The organism is Pseudoxanthomonas fibrivorans (assembly GCF_041464125.1).
Lineage (GTDB): Bacteria > Pseudomonadota > Gammaproteobacteria > Xanthomonadales > Xanthomonadaceae > Pseudoxanthomonas.
On record NZ_JBGNUG010000002.1, the window covers coordinates 407164 to 425791 of the forward strand.

The window sequence follows — 18628 nt, forward strand, 5'->3', positions numbered from 1 at the left end:
CGGCGCAGGTTGCAGGTATCTTTCAGCCACCGGCGGCATTGGCCGCCGATCCCATTCCCGCGACACGACGGCCGGAGACCCATCCCCGTGGAAGCATTTTTTGCCTGGATCAACGGCATCATCTGGAGCAACGCGCTGATCGCGTTGTGCCTGGGCGCCGGCCTGTGGTTCTCCTTCCGCACCCGCTTCATGCAGGTGCGCGGCTTCGCCGAGATGTGCCGGCTGACCGTGTCCGGGCAGAAGTCCGAGGCGGGCGTCTCGTCCTTCCAGGCCCTGGCGATCTCGATGGCCGGGCGCATGGGCATCGGCAACATCGCCGGCGTCGCCACCGCGATCGCCTATGGCGGCCCGGGCGCGGTGTTCTGGATGTGGGTGATGGGCTTCCTGGGCGCCTCCACCTCCTACGTCGAGTCCACCCTGGCGCAGATCTACAAGGAAAAGGACGCCGAGGGGCGCTACCGCGGCGGGCCGGCCTACTACATCGAGAAGGCCATGGGCCTGAAGTGGTATGCGGTGGCCTTCGCGGTGGCCACGGTCGTCGCCACCGGCCTGCTGCTGCCGGGCGTGCAGGCCAATGCCATCGCCGACAGCGCCAGCAACGTCCTGTGCGCCGGCGACGGCTGTGCCGCGGTCGGCGGCGCCGCCGCGATGAAGCTGTGGCTCGGCCTGGCGGTGGCCGCGGTGCTGGCGGTGATCATCTTCGGCGGGATCAAGCGCATCGCCAACTTCGCCGAGGTCGTGGTGCCGTTCATGGCGCTGGGCTTCATCCTGATGGCGGTGGTGGTGATGGCGCTCAACGCCGGCAAGGTCCCGGCGATGTTCGCCGACATCTTCTCCAGCGCATTCGGCGCGCACGCCGCGTTCGGCGCGATCATCGGCCAGGCGATCGCCTGGGGCGTCAAGCGCGGCATCTACGCCAACGAGGCCGGCCAGGGCACCGGCCCGCACGCCGCCGCCGCGGCCGAGGTCTCGCACCCGGCCAAGCAGGGCTACGTGCAGGCCTTCGCGATCTACTTCGACACCATGCTGGTGTGCACCTCGACCGCGTTCCTGCTGCTGTCCACGGGCATGTACAACACCTTCCAGGTGGTCAAGGAGGGCGGCAAGGAAACCCTGGTCGAGATCTTCTCCGGCGTGCCCGGCGTGCAGCCCTCCGAGGGCGCGCAGTTCACCCAGGCGGCGGTGGAATCGGTGCTGCCCGGCTGGGGCGCGGGCTTCGTGGCGCTGGCGCTGTTCTTCTTCGCCTTCACCACGATCATGGCGTACTACTACATGGCCGAGACCAACCTCACCTACCTCGCCGGGGTGAAGAAGACCCATCCGCTGGCGACCCTGCTGCTGCGGCTGGGCATCGTCGGCATGGTGGTGTTCGGCGCGTACCACAACGCGGCCATGGCCTGGACCCTGGGCGACATCGGCGTGGGCCTGATGGCCTGGCTCAACATCATCGCCATCCTGATCCTGCAGAAGCCGGCGCTGCTGGCGCTGCGCGACTACGAGCGGCAGAAGAAGCTCGGCCTGGATCCGACCTTCGATCCGGACGCCCTGGGCATCCGCAACGCCGGCTTCTGGACCAAGCGCGGCTGACATGGGCGGACCGTGGGACAACCGCCCGCCGCGACGGCCCGCACCCCCGCGCGGTGGGCCGCGTGGACCGGGCGATCGCGCCGCGCCGTCGCCGGACCGCCCGCGATCGCGGGCGGCCGCGCCTGAACCCGCACGCGACGAGGCGGGACGCGCGGCAGCCGAGCCGTCGCACGGCGCGCACGAGCGCGGCGGCCACGGCCATGCCACCCGCCGCGACGAACTGCGGCTGTACGGATTGAACGCCGTGCAGGCGGTGTTCGACCGCCGGCCCGAGGCGATCCGCAAGGTCTACCTGGCGCAGTCGCGCATCCATGCGCTCAAGCCGCTGCTGGCCTGGTGCGTGAAGCACCGGGTCGGCTACCGGGTGGTCGAGGAGGAAGACCTGGACCGGCTCGCGGCCAGCTCGCACCACGAAGGTGTGGTCGCCGACGTGCTGCGGGTCGAGCCGGTGCCGCTGGAGGCCTGGCTGCGCGGCCTGCCGGGCGGTGCGCCGGCGCTGGCGATCTGGCTGGATGGCGTCGGCAACCCGCACAACTTCGGTGCGATCCTGCGCTCGGCCGCGCACTTCGGCGCGGCGGTGCTGCTGCCGGCGCGCTCGCCGCTGGCCCTGTCCGGCGCGGCCGCGCGGGTGGCCGAGGGAGGCGCCGAGTCGGTGCCGCTGGTGCGGCTGCCGGAGCCGGCGCAGGCGCTCCCGCGGCTGCGCGAGGCCGGTTTCATCCTCGCCGCGACCGTCGTGCGTGGTGGCGACGACCTGTTCGCCGCCCCGCCCGCGCCGCGACTGGTCTACGTGATGGGTGCGGAAGGCGAAGGCATGGACGCGACGCTGGCCGCGGCCTGCGACCGGCGCCTGTCGATCCCCGGCAGTGGCGCGGTCGAGAGCCTCAACGTCGCAGCGGCGACGGCGGTGTTCCTCGCGCAGTGGCGGCGGGGCCGGTGAGGGCCTGGAGGTCGCTGGACGAATGGCGGGCGCAAGCCGCCGGCATACGCGCCGCCGAGGATGCCATCGCCGTCCCCGAAGGCGTGCTGGCCGGTTGCTGCGCGCTGTGCGGCAGCCCGCGCGGCTTCGCCGCCCAGCCGCCGGTCGACACGCGCGAAGGACTGCGTTGCCTCGCATGCGGCTGCAATGCACGCCAGCGTGCCGTCGCGTCGGCGCTGCTCGGCGGCGCGCCGGCGCCGGAGGCCCGCGTATTCCTGACCGAGCAGGCCAGCGCGCTGTTCGTGGCCCTGCGCCGGCGCTTGCCGCGGCTGGAAGGAAGCGAATTCGGCACGCCGTGGTTGCGGCGACTGCGCATGGCGGCCTGGCTGGCGCGACGGGGCGTCCCGGCATGGATCCGGCAGCGCGACGTCACCGCGCTGGATTTCGCCGACGCCACGCTGGATGCGGTGGCCAGCCTGGACGTGCTCGAACACGTGCCGCGCCACGAGGCCGCGCTTTCCGAATTCGCGCGCGTGCTCCGGCCGGGCGGGGTGCTGCTGTTCACGGTGCCGTTCTACGAGGACCAGCCGTGCGGCGAGACCATCGCGCGCGTCGGGCCCGACGGCGCGGTGGAATTCTTCGGCGCGCCCGAATACCACGGCGACCCGCGCGGCCACGGCGTCCCCTGCTTCCATCATTTCGGCTGGGACCTGCTGCAGATGCTGCGCCGGTCAGGTTTCGCCGACGCGGCGATGGTCCGCGCCTGGCAGCCGGAGCATGGACTGCCGCGCGGGATCTGGCTGGTCCGTGCCGTGCGCTGACCTGCGCATACCCGGGCCTACTCGGACCTGGCGGTTCCGGCGATCCGCGGTGACGGCGGGACCAGCCGCACCACGGCGCCGCCGCCTGCCGCCAACTCCAGTTCCAGCCCGCGGTTGTCCGCGTCGACGCGCCGGCTTTCGCGCACCACCTGCACCGGCGATCCCCCATCGCGCCACACCGTGGCCTGGTAGTCGGCGGCGGGCAGGAAATCCAGCGGGATCCGCAGCGTGCGCGGCTGTTCGCTGGTCATCGCGCCGATGTACCAGTCGCGGCCGCTGCGCCGGGCCACCACGATGTACTGGCCGATTTCGCCGGCCAGCACGCGGGTCTCGTCCCAGGTGGCGGGCACCAGCGACAGGAAGTCGGCGCCCGGCGCGAGTCCGCCTTTCCCGTCCGCATAGACGTCCGGGCTGTCGGCGACCATCTGCAGCGCGCTTTCGTAGACGACGAACATCGCCAGCTGGTGGGCGCGGGTGCCCATCACCTGCGGGCCGTTGAAGGAAGACTGGAACTGCTCCGGCGTCACGTTGCGGAAGCCGCCCGGCGTGTAGTCCATCGGCCCCAGCAGCATACGGGTGAACGGCAGGGTCAGGTTGTGGGTGGGCGTGATCCGCCGGCTCCACTTGTTGTATTCGGCGCCGAGGACGCCTTCCTGGGTGAGGAAGTGCGGCCAGGTGCGGTTGAGCCCGGTCGGCCGGTAGGCGCCATGCAGGTCGAGCATCAGCCGGTGGTCGGCCGCGCTGCGCATCATGCGGTGGAAGAACTCCACCATCTGCTGGTCGTCGCGGTCCATGAAGTCGACCTTGACGCCCTTGATGCCCATGTCCCGGTAACGCGCGAAGACCGCGTCCATCCGCGGTTCCAGCGAACGCCAGTGCGCCCACAGCCAGATGCCGACGCCGCGCTCGCGCGCGTAGTCGACCACCGCCGGCAGGTCGAGCGCCGGGATCGCGCGGGTGATGTCGGCGCCCGCGTTGTAGCGGCCGTTGCCGGTGCTGCCGACGTACCAGCCGTCGTCGACCAGCATGTACTCCAGCTTCAGCGCCGCGGCGTGGTCGACGTAGCGCTTCATCGTCGCGGTGTTCATCCCCGCGCCGGGCACGTCGGGTGCCAGCCCGCCGGACCACCAGTCCCACGCGGTCTTGCCCGGCCGGATCCACGAGGTGTCGGTGATCGGCGTGGGCGGGTTGAGGCTCGAGATGAGGTTGGATTCGACCAGCGCCCCCGGGCTGTCGCCCAGCATCAGCACGCGCCAGGGCGTGAGGTGGCCGGTGCGGGCGACCTCCCCGCGCGGCAGGCGCACGGCCAGCTGCGGCGCGTCCAGCCGTGGGGACAGCCTGGCTTCCACGCCGAGCTCGCCGTCGCCGCGGCCGCTGAGGTACAGGCCGGCATAGCGGTCCAGGTCCGCCTCGGCGATGGCGAAGGTCGTGGTCCCCTCGCCGGTGCCGCAGACCAGCGGCAGCTCGACCAGGTGCATCGGCCGCAGCTTCGAGGCGGCGACCGGGTCGTACTCGCCTTCGTGGCTGGTGCCGAAGCGGCCGAGGTTGAGCGCCCAGCAGGCGTAGTCGCGCGGGAACAGGAAACCGGTCAGGTCCTCCCTGACCTCCAGGTCGCCGGTGGCGGGCAGCGGCAGCCGGTAGCGCAGCGCGACGCCGTCGTCGTAGGCGCGCAGGACCACGCCCAGCACGCGCCCCTGCGCATCGGCCAGGTCGATGTCCAGCTCGCGGTAGTGGTCGCGCACGTGCCGGGCCTTGCCGGCGACCAGCTCGTAAGCGGTGTCGGATTCGCGCTCGCGCACGGCGGCCACGCGCAGGCCGCGGTCGATGCGGTCGTCCTCGCCCAGCTGCACGCCGAGCGGCGAGGGCAGCAGCACCGGCGTGCCGTTCCAGGCTACCGCGTAGCGCGCGCGTCCTTCGGCATCCAGGGAGACCTCCACGCTCGCGCGCGCATCGGGCGAGTGCAGCCGCAACGTCTCGCCGGGCGCGGCCCGGGCCGCGGGAGTGGACGCCAGCAGGCAGGTGGCAAGCAGCAGCGCACGGCGAACAGGCATTTCCGCATCCCCTCCAGGACAGGCTGCCGAGGGTAAACCGCCGATGCGCGCCGCGTCTGGAATACCGGTGCGACGCGGGCGGCATACGCCGCCCGCATCGCGCCTGGTCAGGGGGTCTTGGCCCCGGGCTTCACGGTGCTGCCGAAATCGCCCTCGGCCTCCGCGGCCAGGTAGGCGAACACCGCGTAGGCGGCGACGTTCTGCGCCAGCGCCGCCGGGTCGATCTTGTCGAGCGTGTCGTCGGCGGTGTGGTGCAGGTCGAAATAGTCGGTGCCGTCCTGCGCCAGCCACGCCCAGGTCGCGCCCCTGGCCGCGATCGGGCCGATGTCGGGCCCCGCGCCGCCCTTGCCGGGCGCGTACTCGATGCCCAGCGGCGCCAGCGCCTGCGCGATCTGCGCGGTGGCCGCGCGCGCATGTTCCGGCGCGCCGGTGTTGAAGGCGTAGATGCGGCCGGCGCCGAAGTCGCTCTCGGCCGACAGCTGGTGCCGCCCGGCGTCGGCGGCATGCGCGGCGGCATAGGCCTTGCCGCCGTGCAGGCCCTGTTCCTCGTTGGCGAAGGCGACCACGCGGATGCTGCGCGCCGGGCGTCGCGGCATCTGCGCGATCAGCTTGGCGGCGGCCATCGTGATGCCGACGCCGGCGGCGTCATCGATCGCGCCGGTGCCCAGGTCCCAGGAATCGAGGTGGCCGCCGATCAGCACGACTTCCTTCGGCTTGCTGCGCCCGGTGATTTCCCCGATCACGTTCTGCGAGGTGTACTGGCCGTCCCAGCCGGCGTCGATCGCCAGCCGCACCCTGACCGGGCCGCGCGCGACCAGGCGCGCGAGCTGGTCGGCGTCGGGAATGCTCAGCGCGGCCGACGGCACCGGGGTCAGGCCTTCGTCGTAGCGGGTGATCCCGGTATGCGGCACGCGATGGTTGTCGGTGCCGGCCGAGCGCATCAGGAAGCCGCTGGCGCCCTTGCGGATCGCGGCCGACGGTCCCTTCGAGCGCACCGCGCCGCCCTTGCCGTAACCGCTGCCGTCGCGCGCGGCGGGCATCTGGTAGTCGACGAAGGCGATCTTGCCGGCCAGCGAACCGTCGGGCGCGGCGTCCAGCGCGGCCAGGTCGGCGAAGCGCACGATCTCGGCCTCCACGGTGCCGGCGGGGCTGCCGCCCAGCGCGGTGATCGCCAGCGGCTGCGCATGCGCGCCGACCACCGCCGCGCTCTCGCTGCGGCGTTCCCACTTCGGGAACGTCACCGGCTCGGTCCAGACCCGGTCGAAGCCCAGCTCCCTGAACTTGGCGGTGGCCCACGCCACCGCGCGGGCGTCGGCCTCGCTGCCGGCCAGGCGCGGGCCGACCTCGGTGGTTAGCGACTCGGTGACCTTCCAGCCGGTGTCGTCGGCCAGGGCGCGTTCGCGCAGCTGTTCGGCCTGCGCCAGGGCGCGTTCGGGGATGCGGGTCTCGGCGGCGGTGGCGGTGGCGGCGAGACCGAGCAGGATCGAGGCGATCGGGGCGGCGGGCAGGGCGAGGCGCATACGGACTCCGGCGGGCAATCCGCCGAGCCTAGCAAACGCGGCGACCGCGCTCCCGTGCGCATGGTCACGGGAGCGGCATGGCGGGCGTCAGCGCTTGAGCGAGTCGCGGATCTCGCGCAGCAGCAGCACGTCTTCGGTCGGCGCGGCCGGGGCCGGCGGTTCGCGGCGGGCGATCCGGTTGATCGCCTTGACCAGCATGAAGATCGCGAAGGCGACGATGACGAACTGGATGATGGCGTTGAGGAAGTCGCCGATGCCGATGCCCACCGCCGGCACCACGTTGCCGGCCGCGTCGACGCTGGCTTCCTTCAGCGTCCAGGTCCACTTGGAGAAGTCCACGCCGCCGATCAGCAGGCCGATCGGCGGCATGATGACCTTCTCCACCAGTGCGGTGACGATCTTGCCGAAGGCGGCGCCGATCACCACGCCCACGGCGAGGTCGATCACGTTGCCGCGCATCGCGAATTCCTTGAACTCGGCGAGCATGCCCATGCGTGTCTCCTGGTTTCGGTCACCCGGCCCGGGTGCGCGCCTAGCCTAACCCGGCGGCCGTGGCGGCCGGGTTAGGCGATCGTGCCCGCCAGGGTGGCGATGCCGTCGAGCGAGGCCTCGAAGCGGTCGCCGCGCTGCAGCGCGGCCACGCCGGCGGGGGTGCCCATGTACACCAGGTCGCCGGCGCGCAGGGCGTAGAGCCTGGACAGTTCGTGGAGGATCTCGGGCACGTCCCAGATCAGGTCCGACAGTGGCGCGCGCTGGCGCAGCTCGCCGTTGACATGCAGGGTGAGCACGCGGGCGTCGAGCGCGCCGGCGTCCGCCAGCGGCACCAGCTCGCCGATCGGCGCGGACTGGTCGAAACCCTTGGCCGTGTCCCACGGCAGGCCCTTGGCCTTGGCCGCCGCCTGCAGGTCGCGGCGGGTCAGGTCCAGCCCGACCGTGTAGCCGAACACCAGGGCGTGCGCCTGTTCCACCGGCAGCACGCCCGCGGGCGCGTCGTGGCCCACGGCCACGACCAGCTCGACCTCGTGGTGCAGGTCGGAGGTGGCCGGCGGATAGGCCACCGACGGGCCGGTGACGATCGCGTCGGCGGGTTTCATGAAGAACACCGGCGTGCCGCGTTCGGCTTTCGAGGCCGGGGCGGTGGCGCCCATCTCGCGCGCGTGGTCGGCGAAGTTGCGGCCGACACAGTAGATGCGGCGCACCGGGAAGCTGCCGCCGCCACGCACGGGCACGCGCGGGACGGTCGGGGCGGGAAACACGTCGTCGGGCGCGTCGGTCATGGCGGAGCCGGGAATCGGGAGGCTCGCCAGTCTAGCGGAGCGCGAGGGCGCGCTCCGTGCCGCGGCGGGTCAGCGCGGCGTGGGCAGTTCGGCCTTGCGCAGCACGCGGTATTCGGCGTCGACGACCTGGTGCGGGGCGGCCTTGGCCTGCGCGCGCCGGCGGGCCAGCAGGCGCCACGCCACGCCCGCGGCGAGCATCGCCGCGCCGATGAACAGGCCGAAGAAGACCAGCACGGCGAGGACCAGCAGCCCGGTCACGCCCAGCAGCAGGCGCAGCAGCGGCGTGCGCGGCTTGCGGGGGGACAGCAGGCCCTGCAGGTGGGGCGAATCGAAGCGGAAGGATCGTGCGTACATCGGGTGAATCCACGCGTGCCAGAATGGCTCGAGATGCGAAGTATCGGCCTGCGTGCCATCGGGGTTGTGATGAGTTCGTTAAACGAGGATGCGCTGCTCAGTTTCGAGTCGCTCGCCGACGGCGCCCTCGTCGAGGTGGAGGCCAGGCTCGGCGGCGATCCCGAGTCGCTGCTGCTGTATCGCGAGGGCGCCGGCGTGCGGGCCTGGCTCAACGTCTGCCCGCACGCGGGCCGTCGCCTGGACTGGGCGCCGGGCCAGTTCCTGCGCAGCCGCGAGGGCCTGCTGGTCTGCGCCGCGCACGGCGCGTCCTTCGAACTGCAGGGCGGACAGTGCGTGGCCGGGCCCTGCCGCGGCGATGCGCTGCGGGCGGTCGCCGTCGAGGTGCGCGATGGCGCGGTCTGGCTGGTTGCGCCCGCTGGCGCGTGATGCCGACGGTCAGCGCGCGCCCCAGAACATCAGGTTGACCACCGTCACCGCCACCACCGTGTAGACCAGCGACAGCGGCGCGCCGACGCGCCACAGGTCGCGCGCCGAGTAGTCCGCCGGGCCGGTGATCATCGACATCACCGGGTTGGAGGCGGTCATCAGGTTGTTGGACGCCGACAGCGCGGCGATCAGGGCGAACGCGGTCGGGTTGCCGCCCACGGCGAGGGCCAGGTTGATCGCGATCGGCACCATCACGATGGTCGCGCCGACATGGCTGATCACCAGCGAGAACGCGGTGGTGAGCAGTGCGACGACGATCTGCAGCGCCCACGGCGGGGTTCCGTCGGGCAGCTTGTCGAGGGTATGCCCGGCCACCCACGCGGCCGCGCCGCTGCTGTCCATCGCCCAGCCCAGCGGGATCAGGCCGGCGGTGAGGAACACCGTCTTCCAGTTGATCGCCGCGTAGGCCTCGTCCATCTTCAGCACCCCGGCCAGCAGCATGCCGGCCACGCCGGTCATCAGGGTCAGCGCGACCGGCAGCTTGCCGGTCAGCGCGATCACGATCGTGACCGCGAAGATCGCCATCGCGATCTTGAACTTGTGCGGGCGCTGCTCGCCCTTGGGGTAGTCGGTGACCACGGCGAAGTCGCGGCTCTCCGCCGCGCGCGCCAGGTCCTGCCAGATGCTGTGGAACACCAGCATGTCGCCGGCCCGCAGCGGGGTGGAGCGCACGTCGTCCCGGATCACCTGCTTGTCGCGGTTGATCGCCAGCAGGCTGATCCCGGCCTGCTGGCGCAGGCGCAGCTCGCGCGCGCTCTTGCCGATGTAGCGCGAGGTCGGCGGCACCACCGCCTCGGAGATGCCGGCGCGCGCCGGGTTGAACAGGTCGCCCAGGTTGCGCAGGCGCGAGGACATGCGCAGGAAGTGGTTCTGGGCGAAGTCGGCGACCTGCTGGCGCGGCCCCATCACGCCCAGCACGCTGCCGACCCAGATGCGCATGTCCGCCGGTGGCGCCAGCCGGGTGTCGTTGCCGGACTTGAGCGCCAGCAGCAGCGGCGCGTCGTGCATCGACTCGGCCTCGGCCACCGACATGCCCACCAGCGGGCTCTCGGCGCTCACCACCAGCTCGAACACGTCGCCCTCGATGCCGTAGGTGCGGGCGAAGTAGCTTTCGGTGCGCGCCGGGGTCACGTTCTCGCCGCCGCCGTCCTCCAGTTCGGCCAGCTTGCGGTTGCCGTAGAAGCGGAAGTACAGCAGCGAGGCGGCCAGCAGGACCACGCCCACCGGCGCGGGCGCGAACATCGGCAACTGCTCGAGCGTCGCCATGCCGGAGGGCAGGTTGTTGTTGGCCGACACCAGCAGGTCGTTGAGCAGGATCAGCGGCGAGTTGCCGACCATGGTCAGCGCCGCGCCCATCACGATCGCGGCCGACAGCGGCAGCAGCAGCCGCTTGAGCGACAGCCCGCTGCGGCCCGACAGCCGTGCGGCCACCGGCAGGTACAGCGCCATCACCGACGGGTTCTGCATGAACGAGGAATTGAGCCCGGCGATCAGCGTGGTCAGGGTCAGCAGCCGCTGTTCCTTGCCGTGGCCGCGGCGCAGCAGCCAGCCGGCCAGCCGGTTCAGCGCGCCGGTCCGGTCCAGCCCGGCGCCGAGGATCATGGTCGCCATGATGCTCATCACCGCGTTGCCGGAAAAGCCGCTGAAGATCTCCTCCGGCGCGATCAGGCCGGTGACGCCCAGCACGACCAGCACCACCAGCGCGACCAGGTCGGCGCGGATGCGCTCGAACAGGAACATGGCCATCGTGAACCCGACCAGCCCGAGCACCAGGCGCATGTCGTTGGTCAGGGTCAGGCCGGATTCCATTGCGCGCCGGGTCCTTAGGGCGAGGCGGAGGGGCGGCGGGCGCGACCGGCGGTGGCCGGCGGCGCCGGTTCTGGTTCGGGCGGCGCGCTGCTCATGCTGGGGTCGAGTTTAGCGCCGGGTCCCCGGTGCGGTCATAGAGCAGGTCCCACACGCCGTGGCCGAGCCTGACCCCGCGCCGCTCGAAGTGTGTCTCCGGTCGCCATTCCGGCCGCGGCACGTGGCCGCGCGCTCCGGCGCGGTTGGCCAGGCCGGGGGTCGCCTCGAGCACGTCCCACATGTGTCCGGCATACGGCTCCCAGTCGGTGGCCAGGTGCAGCCGCCCGCCGGGTCGCAGCTTGCGCACCAGCAGCGCGGCGAAGTCCGGCTGGACCAGGCGGCGCTTGTTGTGGCGCTTCTTGTGCCACGGGTCGGGGAAGTAGATCCGGATCTCGTCCAGGGCGCCGTCGGCGATCTCGTGGCGCAGCACCTCGACCGCGTCGTGGTGGTACACGCGCACGTGGTCGCTGCCGTCCTCGGCCAGGGCGTTGAGCAGGCGGCCGACGCCGGGGGCATGCACTTCCAGGCCGATGTAGTCGCGCGACGGGTCCTGCCGCGCGGCGAAGCGCAGCGCCTCGCCGTTGCCGAAGCCGATCTCCAGCACCTTGGGCGCGGTGCGGCCGAAGGCGGCGTCCAGGTCGCGCGGAGTGCCGGCGTAGTCCAGGCCGAAGCGCGGCCAGGCCTCGTCGAACGCGCGCTGCTGGGCCGGGGTGAAGCGGCCCTGGCGCAGGACGAAGCTGCGGATCTCGCGGCGGCCTTCGCTGGCGGTGTAGGGCTTGGGCGGGGCCTTGGCGCCGTCGCTGTTGAACGGGTCGGTCATCGCAGGCTTCAGCCGATCAACCCGTCCACCGGCGAGGACGCGCTGGCGTAGCGCTTGCGCGGGATGCGACCGGCCAGGAACGCCTCGCGCCCGGCCTCGACCGCCTTGCGCATCGCGCTGGCCATCAGCACCGGGTCCTTCGCGCCGGCGATGGCGGTGTTCATCAGCACGCCGTGGCAGCCCAGCTCCATGGCGATGGCCGCGTCCGAGGCGGTGCCCACGCCGGCGTCGACAATAATTGGCACCTTCGCGTTCTCGATGATCTCCAGCAGCGTGTAGCGGTTCTGGATGCCCAGGCCAGAGCCAATCGGCGCGGCCAGCGGCATCACCGCGCAGCAGCCGATCTGTTCGAGCTGGCGGGCCAGGATCGGGTCGTCGCTGGTGTAGACCATCACGTCGAAACCGTCGGCGACCAGCAGCTCGGCGGCCCTGAGCGTCTGCACCACGTCCGGATACAGGGTGCGCTGGTCGCCCAGCACCTCGAGCTTGACCAGGGTGTGGCCGTCGAGCAGCTCGCGCGCCAGGCGGCAGGTGCGCACCGCGTCCTCGGCGGTGTAGCAGCCGGCGGTGTTGGGCAGGATGGTGTAGCGCTCCGGCGGCAGGACGTCGAGCAGATTGGGTTCGCCCGGGTTCTGGCCGATGTTCGTGCGGCGGATGGCCACGGTGACGATCTGCGCGCCCGCGGCTTCGGTGGCGCGGCGGGTTTCGTCGAGGTCCCTGAACTTGCCGGTGCCGGTGAGCAGGCGCGAGTGGAAGGTCCGGCCGGCGATCACCAGCGGGTCGTGCGTGGGGGTGTTGTCCATCCCGCGATTATGGCCCGCCGCGCCTTGGCCGAACAGGCGAAGCGCCGCGCGGCAACCGGCCCTCAGCCGCCGCCGAGCGCGTGCACGACCTCGACGCGGTCGCCCTCGGCCAGCGCGTGCTCGGGATGGCGGCCGCGCGGGACGATCTCGCCGTTCACCTCCACCGCCACGCGGCGGCCGGCCAGGCCTTCGGCCTCGAGCAGGCCGGTCAGGGTGATGGGGGCCGCGACCGTGCGCGGCGTTCCGTTGAGGACGATCTCCATGGCGCGATTGTCGCACTGCCGGCGGCCTTGCCGCAGCGCAGCGTGAACGCGCACCGGCTTGCGCGGACCATGGCGACCATGCGCAGCCGTACGTGGGCTGCCCGACCCGGACTGCCACCCAACAGGAGATTCCATGTCCGCTTTCCGCCCGATCCGATCGACGCTCGCCGTCGCCCTGGCCCTCGCGGCCGCCCCGGCGCTGGCGGGGGAGTTCGACGGGGCCGTGTTCTTCGGCGACAGCCTCACCGATTCCGGCCACTTCCAGAGCCAGCTGCCGGCCAATGTCCGCCCGATCACCGGCAAGTTCACCACCAACCCGGCCTGGGTCTGGGCGGAGTACCTGGCCGAGCGCTACGACGGCGACGGGCGCACCGCCAACCAGGGCGGCGACAACTATGCCCAGGGCGGCTCGCGCGTGACCGTGCAGAACGGGGCGGCGGAATCCACCGTGTCGCAGGTGAGCCGCTATCTCGCCGCCAACGGCGGCCAGGCCAATGCGGACACGCTGTACACGGTGTGGACCGGCGCCAACGACATCTTCGCCATCGCCGGCGCCGGCGCGCCGCCGCAGCAGACCATCGCCACCGCGGTCGGCGGCGTGGTCCAGATCGTCGGCACGCTGGACGCGGCCGGCGCGCGCTACATCCTGGTGCCCAGCCTGCCGGACATGGGCATCACCCCGAACGCGATCGCCGCCGGCCCGGCCGGGCAGGCGGCGCTGACCCAGCTGTCCACGACCTACAACGCCGCGATGTACGGCGCGCTGGCGCAGAACGGCTACCGGGTGATCCCGCTGGACACCTTCAGCATGCTGCGCGAGGTGGTCGCGAGCCCCGCGACCTACGGCCTGCGCAACGTCACCCAGACCGCCTGCCTGCCGCCGACCGGCAGCTCGCTGACCTGCAACCCGTCCTCCCTGCGCGCGCCTGACGCGGCCAGCACCTTCCTGTTCGCCGACGGCGTGCATCCCAGCGCCGCCGCCCACGCGATCCTGGCCGACTACGCGGTGTCGGTGCTCGAGGGTCCGCAGCTGATCGGGATCCTGCCGCACTCGGCCCAGGTCATCGGCCGCAGCCGGGCCGACCAGGTCGCCTACCACCTGGCCCAGGTCCCGGACGCGGCCGGCCTGCGCTGGTGGGGCGGGCTGCGCGGCGACTACCAGCGCTACGACCACGCCGACCTCTACGACGGGCTGGCCCCCGCCGGCCTGTTCGGCCTCGACTGGGCCAACGGCAACGGCCTGGTCGCGGGCGGCTTCCTCGGCTATGGCCGGATGGACGCCGATTTCGGCGGCAATCGCGGCGACTTCGAGCAGACCGACGCGACCTTCGGCGGCTTCCTGGGCTGGTATGGCACGCACGGCTGGGTCAACGCCCAGGCCAGTTACACCTCGCTGGACTACGACGTGACCCGCGACGTGCGCATGGGCCCGGCGATGCGCCGCCACGGCGGCTCGACCGACGGCAGCAACACCAGCTTCGGCGTCAACGGCGGCTACGAATTCGGCGCCGGTGCGTTCCGCCACGGCCCGGTCGCCGGGCTGCTGTGGCAGGCCATCGACGTGGACGGCTACGGCGAGGACAACCTGTCCTCGACCGCACTGACCTACGCCGACCAGTCGGTCGATTCGCTGGTGGGCAGCCTGGGCTGGCAGGCGCGCTACGACGCCGGCAGCTGGGAGCCCTACCTGCGCGCGACCTGGGACCACGAATTCGAGGACGGGCAGGAGGAGGTGTTCGCGCGCCTGCAGACCCTGCCGGACCTGGACTATGCGGTGCCGGGGGTCGACTTCGACGGCGACTTCGGCACGGTGGTCCTGGGCGCGCGCTTCGGCCTGTTCGGGCTGTCGGCCGACGTGGGCGCCCGCGCCACGGCCGGCCAGACCGGCGGCAGCGACACCGGGGTGTTCGTCAGCCTCGGCGGCAGCTTCTGAACATGCGGGCCGACCGCGGGCCGGCGTTGCGCCGGCGGCCCGCGGGCGCATAGACTGCCGGGCATCGGCGGGTGTAGTTCAATGGTAGAACTGCAGCTTCCCAAGCTGCTAGCGTGGGTTCGATTCCCATCACCCGCTCCAACCATCGCCGGACGCCGCGGAAGTTTCCGCGGCGTTTCGCGTTCAAGGACACAAACCCGGCCCGGTGGCGCACCGATGAAGCTGGCGATCCTCTCCCGCAACGCCTCCCTGTACTCCACGCGCCGGCTGGTCGAAGCCGCGCGCCACCGCGGCCACAGCGTGCGCGTGCTCGATCCGTTGCGCTGCTACCTGCGTCTGGCGCCGGACGGGTTCTCCATGCGCTACAAGGGCAAGCCGGTGAGCGGCTACGACGTGGTGATCCCGCGCATCGGCACCTCCATCACCCGGTACGCCACCGCGGTGCTGCGCCAGTTCGAGCTCATGGGCAGCCGCACGCCCAATCCGTCGGACGCCATCCTGCGCGCGCGCGACAAGCTGCGCGCGCACCAGCTGCTGGCGGCGCAGGGCATCGGCCTGCCGACCACGGTGTTCGGCGACAACCCCGACGACACCGACGACCTGCTCAAGCTGCTTGGTCCGCCGCCGCACGTGGTCAAGCTCAACGAGGGCACCCAGGGCGCCGGGGTGATGCTCACCGAGAAGGTCTCCGCGTCGCGTGCCGTGGTCGAGACGCTGCGCGGCCTGTATGCCAGCTTCGTGGTCCAGGAGTTCGTGGCCGAGGCCGGAGGCGCCGACCTGCGCTGCTTCGTGGTCGGCGACCGGGTGGTGGCGGCGATGCGCCGCCAGGCGGCGGAGGGCGAGTTCCGCTCGAACCTGCACCGGGGCGGCGAGGGCTCGGCGGCCGAGGCCACGGTCGAGGAGCAGGCGGTGGCAGTGCGCTCGGCCCAGGCGCTCGGCCTGGGCGTGGCCGGCGTGGACCTGATCCGGTCGGCCCGCGGGCCGCTGGTCCTCGAAGTCAACTCGACCCCCGGCCTGGAGGGGGTCGAAGGGGCCTGCCGGGTGGACGTCGCAGGGGCCATCATCGACTACGTGTACGAGCTGAAAAAAACCGTTGAGATTCAATAAATTGCCAGGGCGGCGGGGCAGGCGGACCCGGTTGCGGCGCGATTTTTAACACCCCTTTAATCGATTCCGGCTTAGGCTCCGTCGGACCGCAGCTCCATCGTCAGCCGGGGTGGCCAGGCCGTCACGGCAGTCAACGGAATACGGTAATCGGGGCAATCCTTGGCCCAGGCGGTCTCCCCAGCCTGGGCCTTTTTGTATCCGCGCCTGGCCGTTTGCCCGACTCCGGACGGGCAGGCAGAATCGAACCGAAGCCCCGTGCCGTGCCCGACGGCCCCCCTTTCCTTTTCCTGCGAGGTCCCATGTACAAGCTGCTCCTGCTTTCCGTCCTTGCCGTGGCACCGATGGCGGCGTCCGCCCACATCCCGTCGGAAGGCGGCACCTTCTCGCCGGACAAGGGACTGGACCTGAGCACCTCGTTCGCGGCCCAGCACTCGGCCATCCTGGCGGCCTTGAAGGACGGCAAGACCTACAGCGAGATCTCGCCCGCCGACCGCCAGCAGGTGGTCGCGTCCCTGGACCGGATCTCCGGGCTCCTCGGCGCCAGCGCCAGCCCCACCCAGCTCTCGGAGGCGGACCGGCTCGAGGTGTTCAACGAGCAGGAACGCGTGAACACGCTGCTGACCCGCGCGCGCAGTGACAGCCGCCTGCTGTGCACCCGCGAGAAGCCGGTCGGCTCGCACCGCCCGGTCAGCAAGTGCATGACCGTGGCCGAGCGCCGGCGCGCCCAGGACAACTCGCAGCAGCAGTTGCAGCAGCTGCAGCACCGCCCGATCAACGGCGCCAACCCGTAATCGGGAGGGGACACCACGGTGCGCATCCTCGTCATTGAAGACAACAGCGACATCGCCGCCAACCTCGGGGACTACCTCGAGGACCGCGGCCACACGGTGGATTTCGCCGCCGACGGCGTGACCGGCCTGCACCTGGCGGTCGTCCACGACTTCGACGCCATCGTGCTCGACCTGAACCTGCCGGGGATGGACGGCATCGAGGTCTGCCGCAAGCTGCGCAACGAGGCGCGCAAGCAGACCCCGGTGCTGATGCTGACCGCGCGCGACAGCCTCGAGAACAAGCTGGCCGGCTTCGATTCCGGCGCGGACGACTACCTGATCAAGCCGTTCGCGCTGCAGGAGGTGGAAGTCCGCCTCAACGCGCTCTCCCGGCGCGGCAAGGGCGTGCAGACCCGCGTGCTCAACACCGGCGACCTGGAGTACAACCTCGATACGCTCGAGGTGCGCCGCGAGGGCCGCCTGCTGCAGCTCAACCCGACCGCGCTGAAGATCCTGCAGGCGCTGATGGAGGCTTCGCCGGCCGTGGTGACGCGTCAGGAGCTGGAGACCCGCGTCTGGGGCGAGGAGCTGCCGGATTCGGATTCGCTGCGCGTGCACATCCATGGCCTGCGCGCCGTGGTCGACAAGCCGTTCCCCGTTCCCTACATCCAGACCCGGCACGGCATCGGCTACCGCATCGCGGCTCCCGATGGCGCCAACTGACGGCGTCCAGGCGCCCGCGGCGCGCAACCCCCGGCGGTTCCGCCGCCGGCTGCGCACCCGCATCATCCTCTCGTTCCTGCTGCTGGGCACCGGCCTGACGGCGCTGTTCGCGTTCCTCACCGACTACTCGCGCCAGCGCGTCGAGAGCCAGCTGGTCGAGGACGTGATGAACCGCAACATCGACGAGTTCGCGCGGCGGTTCTACGTCGATCCCAGCCGCAACCCCGACATCCCGGTGCAGCAGATGTACGGGCGGGTGGTCCGGCGCGCGGACTTCGAGCAGCTGCGGGTGGACGAGCCGGACTGGTACGAACTGCCCGACGGCATCCACAACATCACCGGCAAGGACCCGAACGGCGAGGCGTTCGCCTACAAGCTTGCGGTGCGCAAGACCCCCGACGAGTGGTTCTTCCTCGCCTACGACATGACCCAGACGCTGCGCGGCGAGGCGCAGCTCAAGCGCGCGCTGTACCTGTCGATCCTGCTTTTCAGCGGGCTCTCGCTGGTGATCGGCTGGTGGTCGGCGTCGCGGGTGATGCGGCCGGTGACCGAGCTGGCCGCGCGGTTGCGCGCCTACCGGGGCAGCAGCCACCCGCGCCGGCTGGCCACGCACTTTCCCGAGGACGAGGTCGGCCAGCTGGCCGAGACGCTGGACGACTACGCGCTGCGCCTGACCGAGGTGGTCCAGCGCGACCGCGAGTTCAACGCCGACGTCAGCCACGAGCTGCGCACGCCGCTGGCGGTGATCAAGGGCGCGGTCGAACTGCTGCTGTCGCGGCCGGACCTGGACGAGCGCACGCGCGCGCGGCTTCAGCGCATCCAGCGTGCGGAGCAGCAGTGCAGCGACCTGATCGGCTCGCTGCTGCTGCTCTCGCGCAACGAGCGCGGGCAGGGGCGCAGCGACGTGGCCAAGGTGGCCGAACAGCTGCTGGACTCGCACCGCGCGCAGCTGGGCGGCAAGCCGCTGGAACTGCGCCTGGCCGGCGAACCGGGGCTGGTGATCGATGCGCCGGAAGCGGCGCTGTCGGTGGCCCTGGGCAACCTGATCGGGAACGCCGTGAAGTACACCCCGCAGGGCGAGGTGCTCGTGCAGCTGCTGCCCGACGGGGTGCAGGTGCTCGACACCGGACCGGGGCTCAGCGAGGAGGACGCGGCCCGGCTGTTCCAGCGCGGCTACCGGGGCACCCACGCGGGCCACTCGCAGGGCGCCGGGATCGGCCTGTCCATCGTCGGCCGGCTCTGCGACCTCTACGGCTGGGACGTCGGCGTGCGTCCGCGCGGCGAGGGCCAGCACGGCGTGGTGGCGACGCTGTCGTTCGGCGGCGGCGGCGCCACGGCGTCCGCCGGCTGAG

General features: G+C 71.8%; 18 protein-coding genes and 1 tRNA gene. 10 read left to right on the plus strand and 9 right to left on the minus strand.

What is annotated here, in order from left to right:
• The first annotated feature begins 87 nt into the window (after positions 1-87).
• The 3 genes from ACA089_RS15310 to ACA089_RS15320 are packed head-to-tail and all read left to right on the plus strand — an operon-like array spanning position 88 to position 3324.
• Positions 88-1587: an alanine/glycine:cation symporter family protein gene (locus tag ACA089_RS15310; RefSeq protein ID WP_372018476.1), complete on the plus strand. Its 1500-nt coding sequence runs from the start codon at positions 88-90 to the stop codon at positions 1585-1587.
• Between the two features lies 1 nt (position 1588).
• Entirely contained in the window at positions 1589-2524 is a 936-nt protein-coding gene (locus tag ACA089_RS15315) for a TrmH family RNA methyltransferase (protein ID WP_372018479.1), read from the plus strand.
• On the plus strand, positions 2521-3324 hold the full coding sequence (locus ACA089_RS15320) for a class I SAM-dependent methyltransferase (RefSeq protein WP_372018482.1): 804 nt from the start codon (positions 2521-2523) through the stop codon (positions 3322-3324). The genes ACA089_RS15315 and ACA089_RS15320 overlap by 4 nt, the downstream gene beginning before the upstream one ends.
• A gap of 17 nt (positions 3325-3341) precedes the next feature.
• Here ACA089_RS15320 and ACA089_RS15325 read toward each other — a convergent pair whose 3' ends face one another.
• From ACA089_RS15325 to ACA089_RS15345, 5 genes are all read right to left on the minus strand, one after another.
• Positions 3342-5375, minus strand: coding sequence for a glycoside hydrolase family 97 protein (locus ACA089_RS15325; RefSeq protein ID WP_372018483.1), 2034 nt, complete (start codon positions 5373-5375; stop codon positions 3342-3344).
• Positions 5376-5482: 107 nt separating this feature from the next.
• Positions 5483-6895 (minus strand): M28 family peptidase, encoded by a 1413-nt coding sequence (locus ACA089_RS15330; protein WP_372018485.1) that lies wholly within the window; start codon positions 6893-6895, stop codon positions 5483-5485.
• A gap of 87 nt (positions 6896-6982) precedes the next feature.
• Positions 6983-7387: a large-conductance mechanosensitive channel protein MscL gene (gene mscL / locus ACA089_RS15335; RefSeq protein ID WP_372018487.1), complete on the minus strand. Its 405-nt coding sequence runs from the start codon at positions 7385-7387 to the stop codon at positions 6983-6985.
• Between the two features lie 71 nt (positions 7388-7458).
• Positions 7459-8172 (minus strand): fumarylacetoacetate hydrolase family protein, encoded by a 714-nt coding sequence (locus tag ACA089_RS15340; protein WP_372018489.1) that lies wholly within the window; start codon positions 8170-8172, stop codon positions 7459-7461.
• Between the two features lie 69 nt (positions 8173-8241).
• The gene (locus tag ACA089_RS15345) at positions 8242-8526 is read right to left on the minus strand and encodes a hypothetical protein (protein ID WP_372018492.1); all 285 of its coding nucleotides are present in this window, start codon (positions 8524-8526) and stop codon (positions 8242-8244) included.
• A gap of 69 nt (positions 8527-8595) precedes the next feature.
• On the opposite strand from ACA089_RS15345, the gene ACA089_RS15350 reads away from it, so the two are divergent.
• The gene (locus ACA089_RS15350; RefSeq protein ID WP_372018495.1) at positions 8596-8952 is read left to right on the plus strand and encodes a Rieske (2Fe-2S) protein; all 357 of its coding nucleotides are present in this window, start codon (positions 8596-8598) and stop codon (positions 8950-8952) included.
• 9 nt (positions 8953-8961) lie between these two features.
• Here ACA089_RS15350 and ACA089_RS15355 read toward each other — a convergent pair whose 3' ends face one another.
• The 4 genes from ACA089_RS15355 to thiS all read right to left on the minus strand — a co-directional run bounded on the left by ACA089_RS15355 (position 8962) and on the right by thiS (position 12743).
• Complete coding sequence (locus tag ACA089_RS15355) at positions 8962-10821, minus strand: SLC13 family permease (protein ID WP_372018498.1); 1860 nt, start codon at positions 10819-10821, stop codon at positions 8962-8964.
• 91 nt (positions 10822-10912) lie between these two features.
• Positions 10913-11677 carry a tRNA (guanosine(46)-N7)-methyltransferase TrmB gene (trmB, locus tag ACA089_RS15360; protein WP_372018502.1) on the minus strand — a complete coding sequence of 255 codons (765 nt, stop codon included), beginning with the start codon at positions 11675-11677 and terminating at the stop codon, positions 10913-10915.
• Between the two features lie 8 nt (positions 11678-11685).
• Positions 11686-12480, minus strand: coding sequence for a thiazole synthase (locus ACA089_RS15365; protein ID WP_372018505.1), 795 nt, complete (start codon positions 12478-12480; stop codon positions 11686-11688).
• Positions 12481-12542: 62 nt separating this feature from the next.
• On the minus strand, positions 12543-12743 hold the full coding sequence (thiS, locus tag ACA089_RS15370; protein WP_372018508.1) for a sulfur carrier protein ThiS: 201 nt from the start codon (positions 12741-12743) through the stop codon (positions 12543-12545).
• Positions 12744-12876: 133 nt separating this feature from the next.
• Here thiS and ACA089_RS15375 point away from each other — a divergent pair, with 133 nt between their 5' ends.
• From ACA089_RS15375 to ACA089_RS15400, 6 genes are all read left to right on the plus strand, one after another.
• Entirely contained in the window at positions 12877-14676 is a 1800-nt protein-coding gene (locus ACA089_RS15375; protein WP_372018511.1) for an autotransporter outer membrane beta-barrel domain-containing protein, read from the plus strand.
• Between the two features lie 67 nt (positions 14677-14743).
• A tRNA-Gly gene (locus tag ACA089_RS15380) sits at positions 14744-14817 on the plus strand.
• 75 nt (positions 14818-14892) lie between these two features.
• Positions 14893-15783 (plus strand): 30S ribosomal protein S6--L-glutamate ligase, encoded by an 891-nt coding sequence (gene rimK, locus ACA089_RS15385; protein ID WP_372018513.1) that lies wholly within the window; start codon positions 14893-14895, stop codon positions 15781-15783.
• 299 nt (positions 15784-16082) lie between these two features.
• Positions 16083-16574, plus strand: coding sequence for a hypothetical protein (locus ACA089_RS15390; protein WP_372018516.1), 492 nt, complete (start codon positions 16083-16085; stop codon positions 16572-16574).
• Between the two features lie 18 nt (positions 16575-16592).
• The gene (locus ACA089_RS15395) at positions 16593-17276 is read left to right on the plus strand and encodes a response regulator transcription factor (RefSeq protein WP_372018519.1); all 684 of its coding nucleotides are present in this window, start codon (positions 16593-16595) and stop codon (positions 17274-17276) included.
• The gene (locus tag ACA089_RS15400; RefSeq protein WP_372018520.1) at positions 17263-18627 is read left to right on the plus strand and encodes a sensor histidine kinase; all 1365 of its coding nucleotides are present in this window, start codon (positions 17263-17265) and stop codon (positions 18625-18627) included. The genes ACA089_RS15395 and ACA089_RS15400 overlap by 14 nt, the downstream gene beginning before the upstream one ends.
• The last annotated feature ends 1 nt before the right edge of the window (position 18628 follow it).

Excerpts from the sequence above, each read along its gene's own strand:
- ACA089_RS15345 (WP_372018492.1), bottom strand. The coding sequence starts at position 8,526 with ATGTACGCACGATCCTTCCGCTTCGATTCGCCCCACCTGCAGGGCCTG.
- ACA089_RS15315 (WP_372018479.1), top strand. The coding sequence starts at position 1,589 with ATGGGCGGACCGTGGGACAACCGCCCGCCGCGACGGCCCGCACCCCCG.
- ACA089_RS15375 (WP_372018511.1), top strand. The coding sequence starts at position 12,877 with ATGTCCGCTTTCCGCCCGATCCGATCGACGCTCGCCGTCGCCCTGGCC.
- ACA089_RS15340 (WP_372018489.1), bottom strand. The coding sequence starts at position 8,172 with ATGACCGACGCGCCCGACGACGTGTTTCCCGCCCCGACCGTCCCGCGC.
- ACA089_RS15350 (WP_372018495.1), top strand. The coding sequence starts at position 8,596 with ATGAGTTCGTTAAACGAGGATGCGCTGCTCAGTTTCGAGTCGCTCGCC.
- ACA089_RS15355 (WP_372018498.1), bottom strand. The coding sequence starts at position 10,821 with ATGGAATCCGGCCTGACCCTGACCAACGACATGCGCCTGGTGCTCGGG.
- ACA089_RS15325 (WP_372018483.1), bottom strand. The coding sequence starts at position 5,375 with ATGCCTGTTCGCCGTGCGCTGCTGCTTGCCACCTGCCTGCTGGCGTCC.
- ACA089_RS15390 (WP_372018516.1), top strand. The coding sequence starts at position 16,083 with ATGTACAAGCTGCTCCTGCTTTCCGTCCTTGCCGTGGCACCGATGGCG.
- ACA089_RS15400 (WP_372018520.1), top strand. The coding sequence starts at position 17,263 with ATGGCGCCAACTGACGGCGTCCAGGCGCCCGCGGCGCGCAACCCCCGG.
- mscL (WP_372018487.1), bottom strand. The coding sequence starts at position 7,387 with ATGGGCATGCTCGCCGAGTTCAAGGAATTCGCGATGCGCGGCAACGTG.
- trmB (WP_372018502.1), bottom strand. The coding sequence starts at position 11,677 with ATGACCGACCCGTTCAACAGCGACGGCGCCAAGGCCCCGCCCAAGCCC.
- ACA089_RS15365 (WP_372018505.1), bottom strand. The coding sequence starts at position 12,480 with ATGGACAACACCCCCACGCACGACCCGCTGGTGATCGCCGGCCGGACC.
- thiS (WP_372018508.1), bottom strand. The coding sequence starts at position 12,743 with ATGGAGATCGTCCTCAACGGAACGCCGCGCACGGTCGCGGCCCCCATC.
- ACA089_RS15330 (WP_372018485.1), bottom strand. The coding sequence starts at position 6,895 with ATGCGCCTCGCCCTGCCCGCCGCCCCGATCGCCTCGATCCTGCTCGGT.
- rimK (WP_372018513.1), top strand. The coding sequence starts at position 14,893 with ATGAAGCTGGCGATCCTCTCCCGCAACGCCTCCCTGTACTCCACGCGC.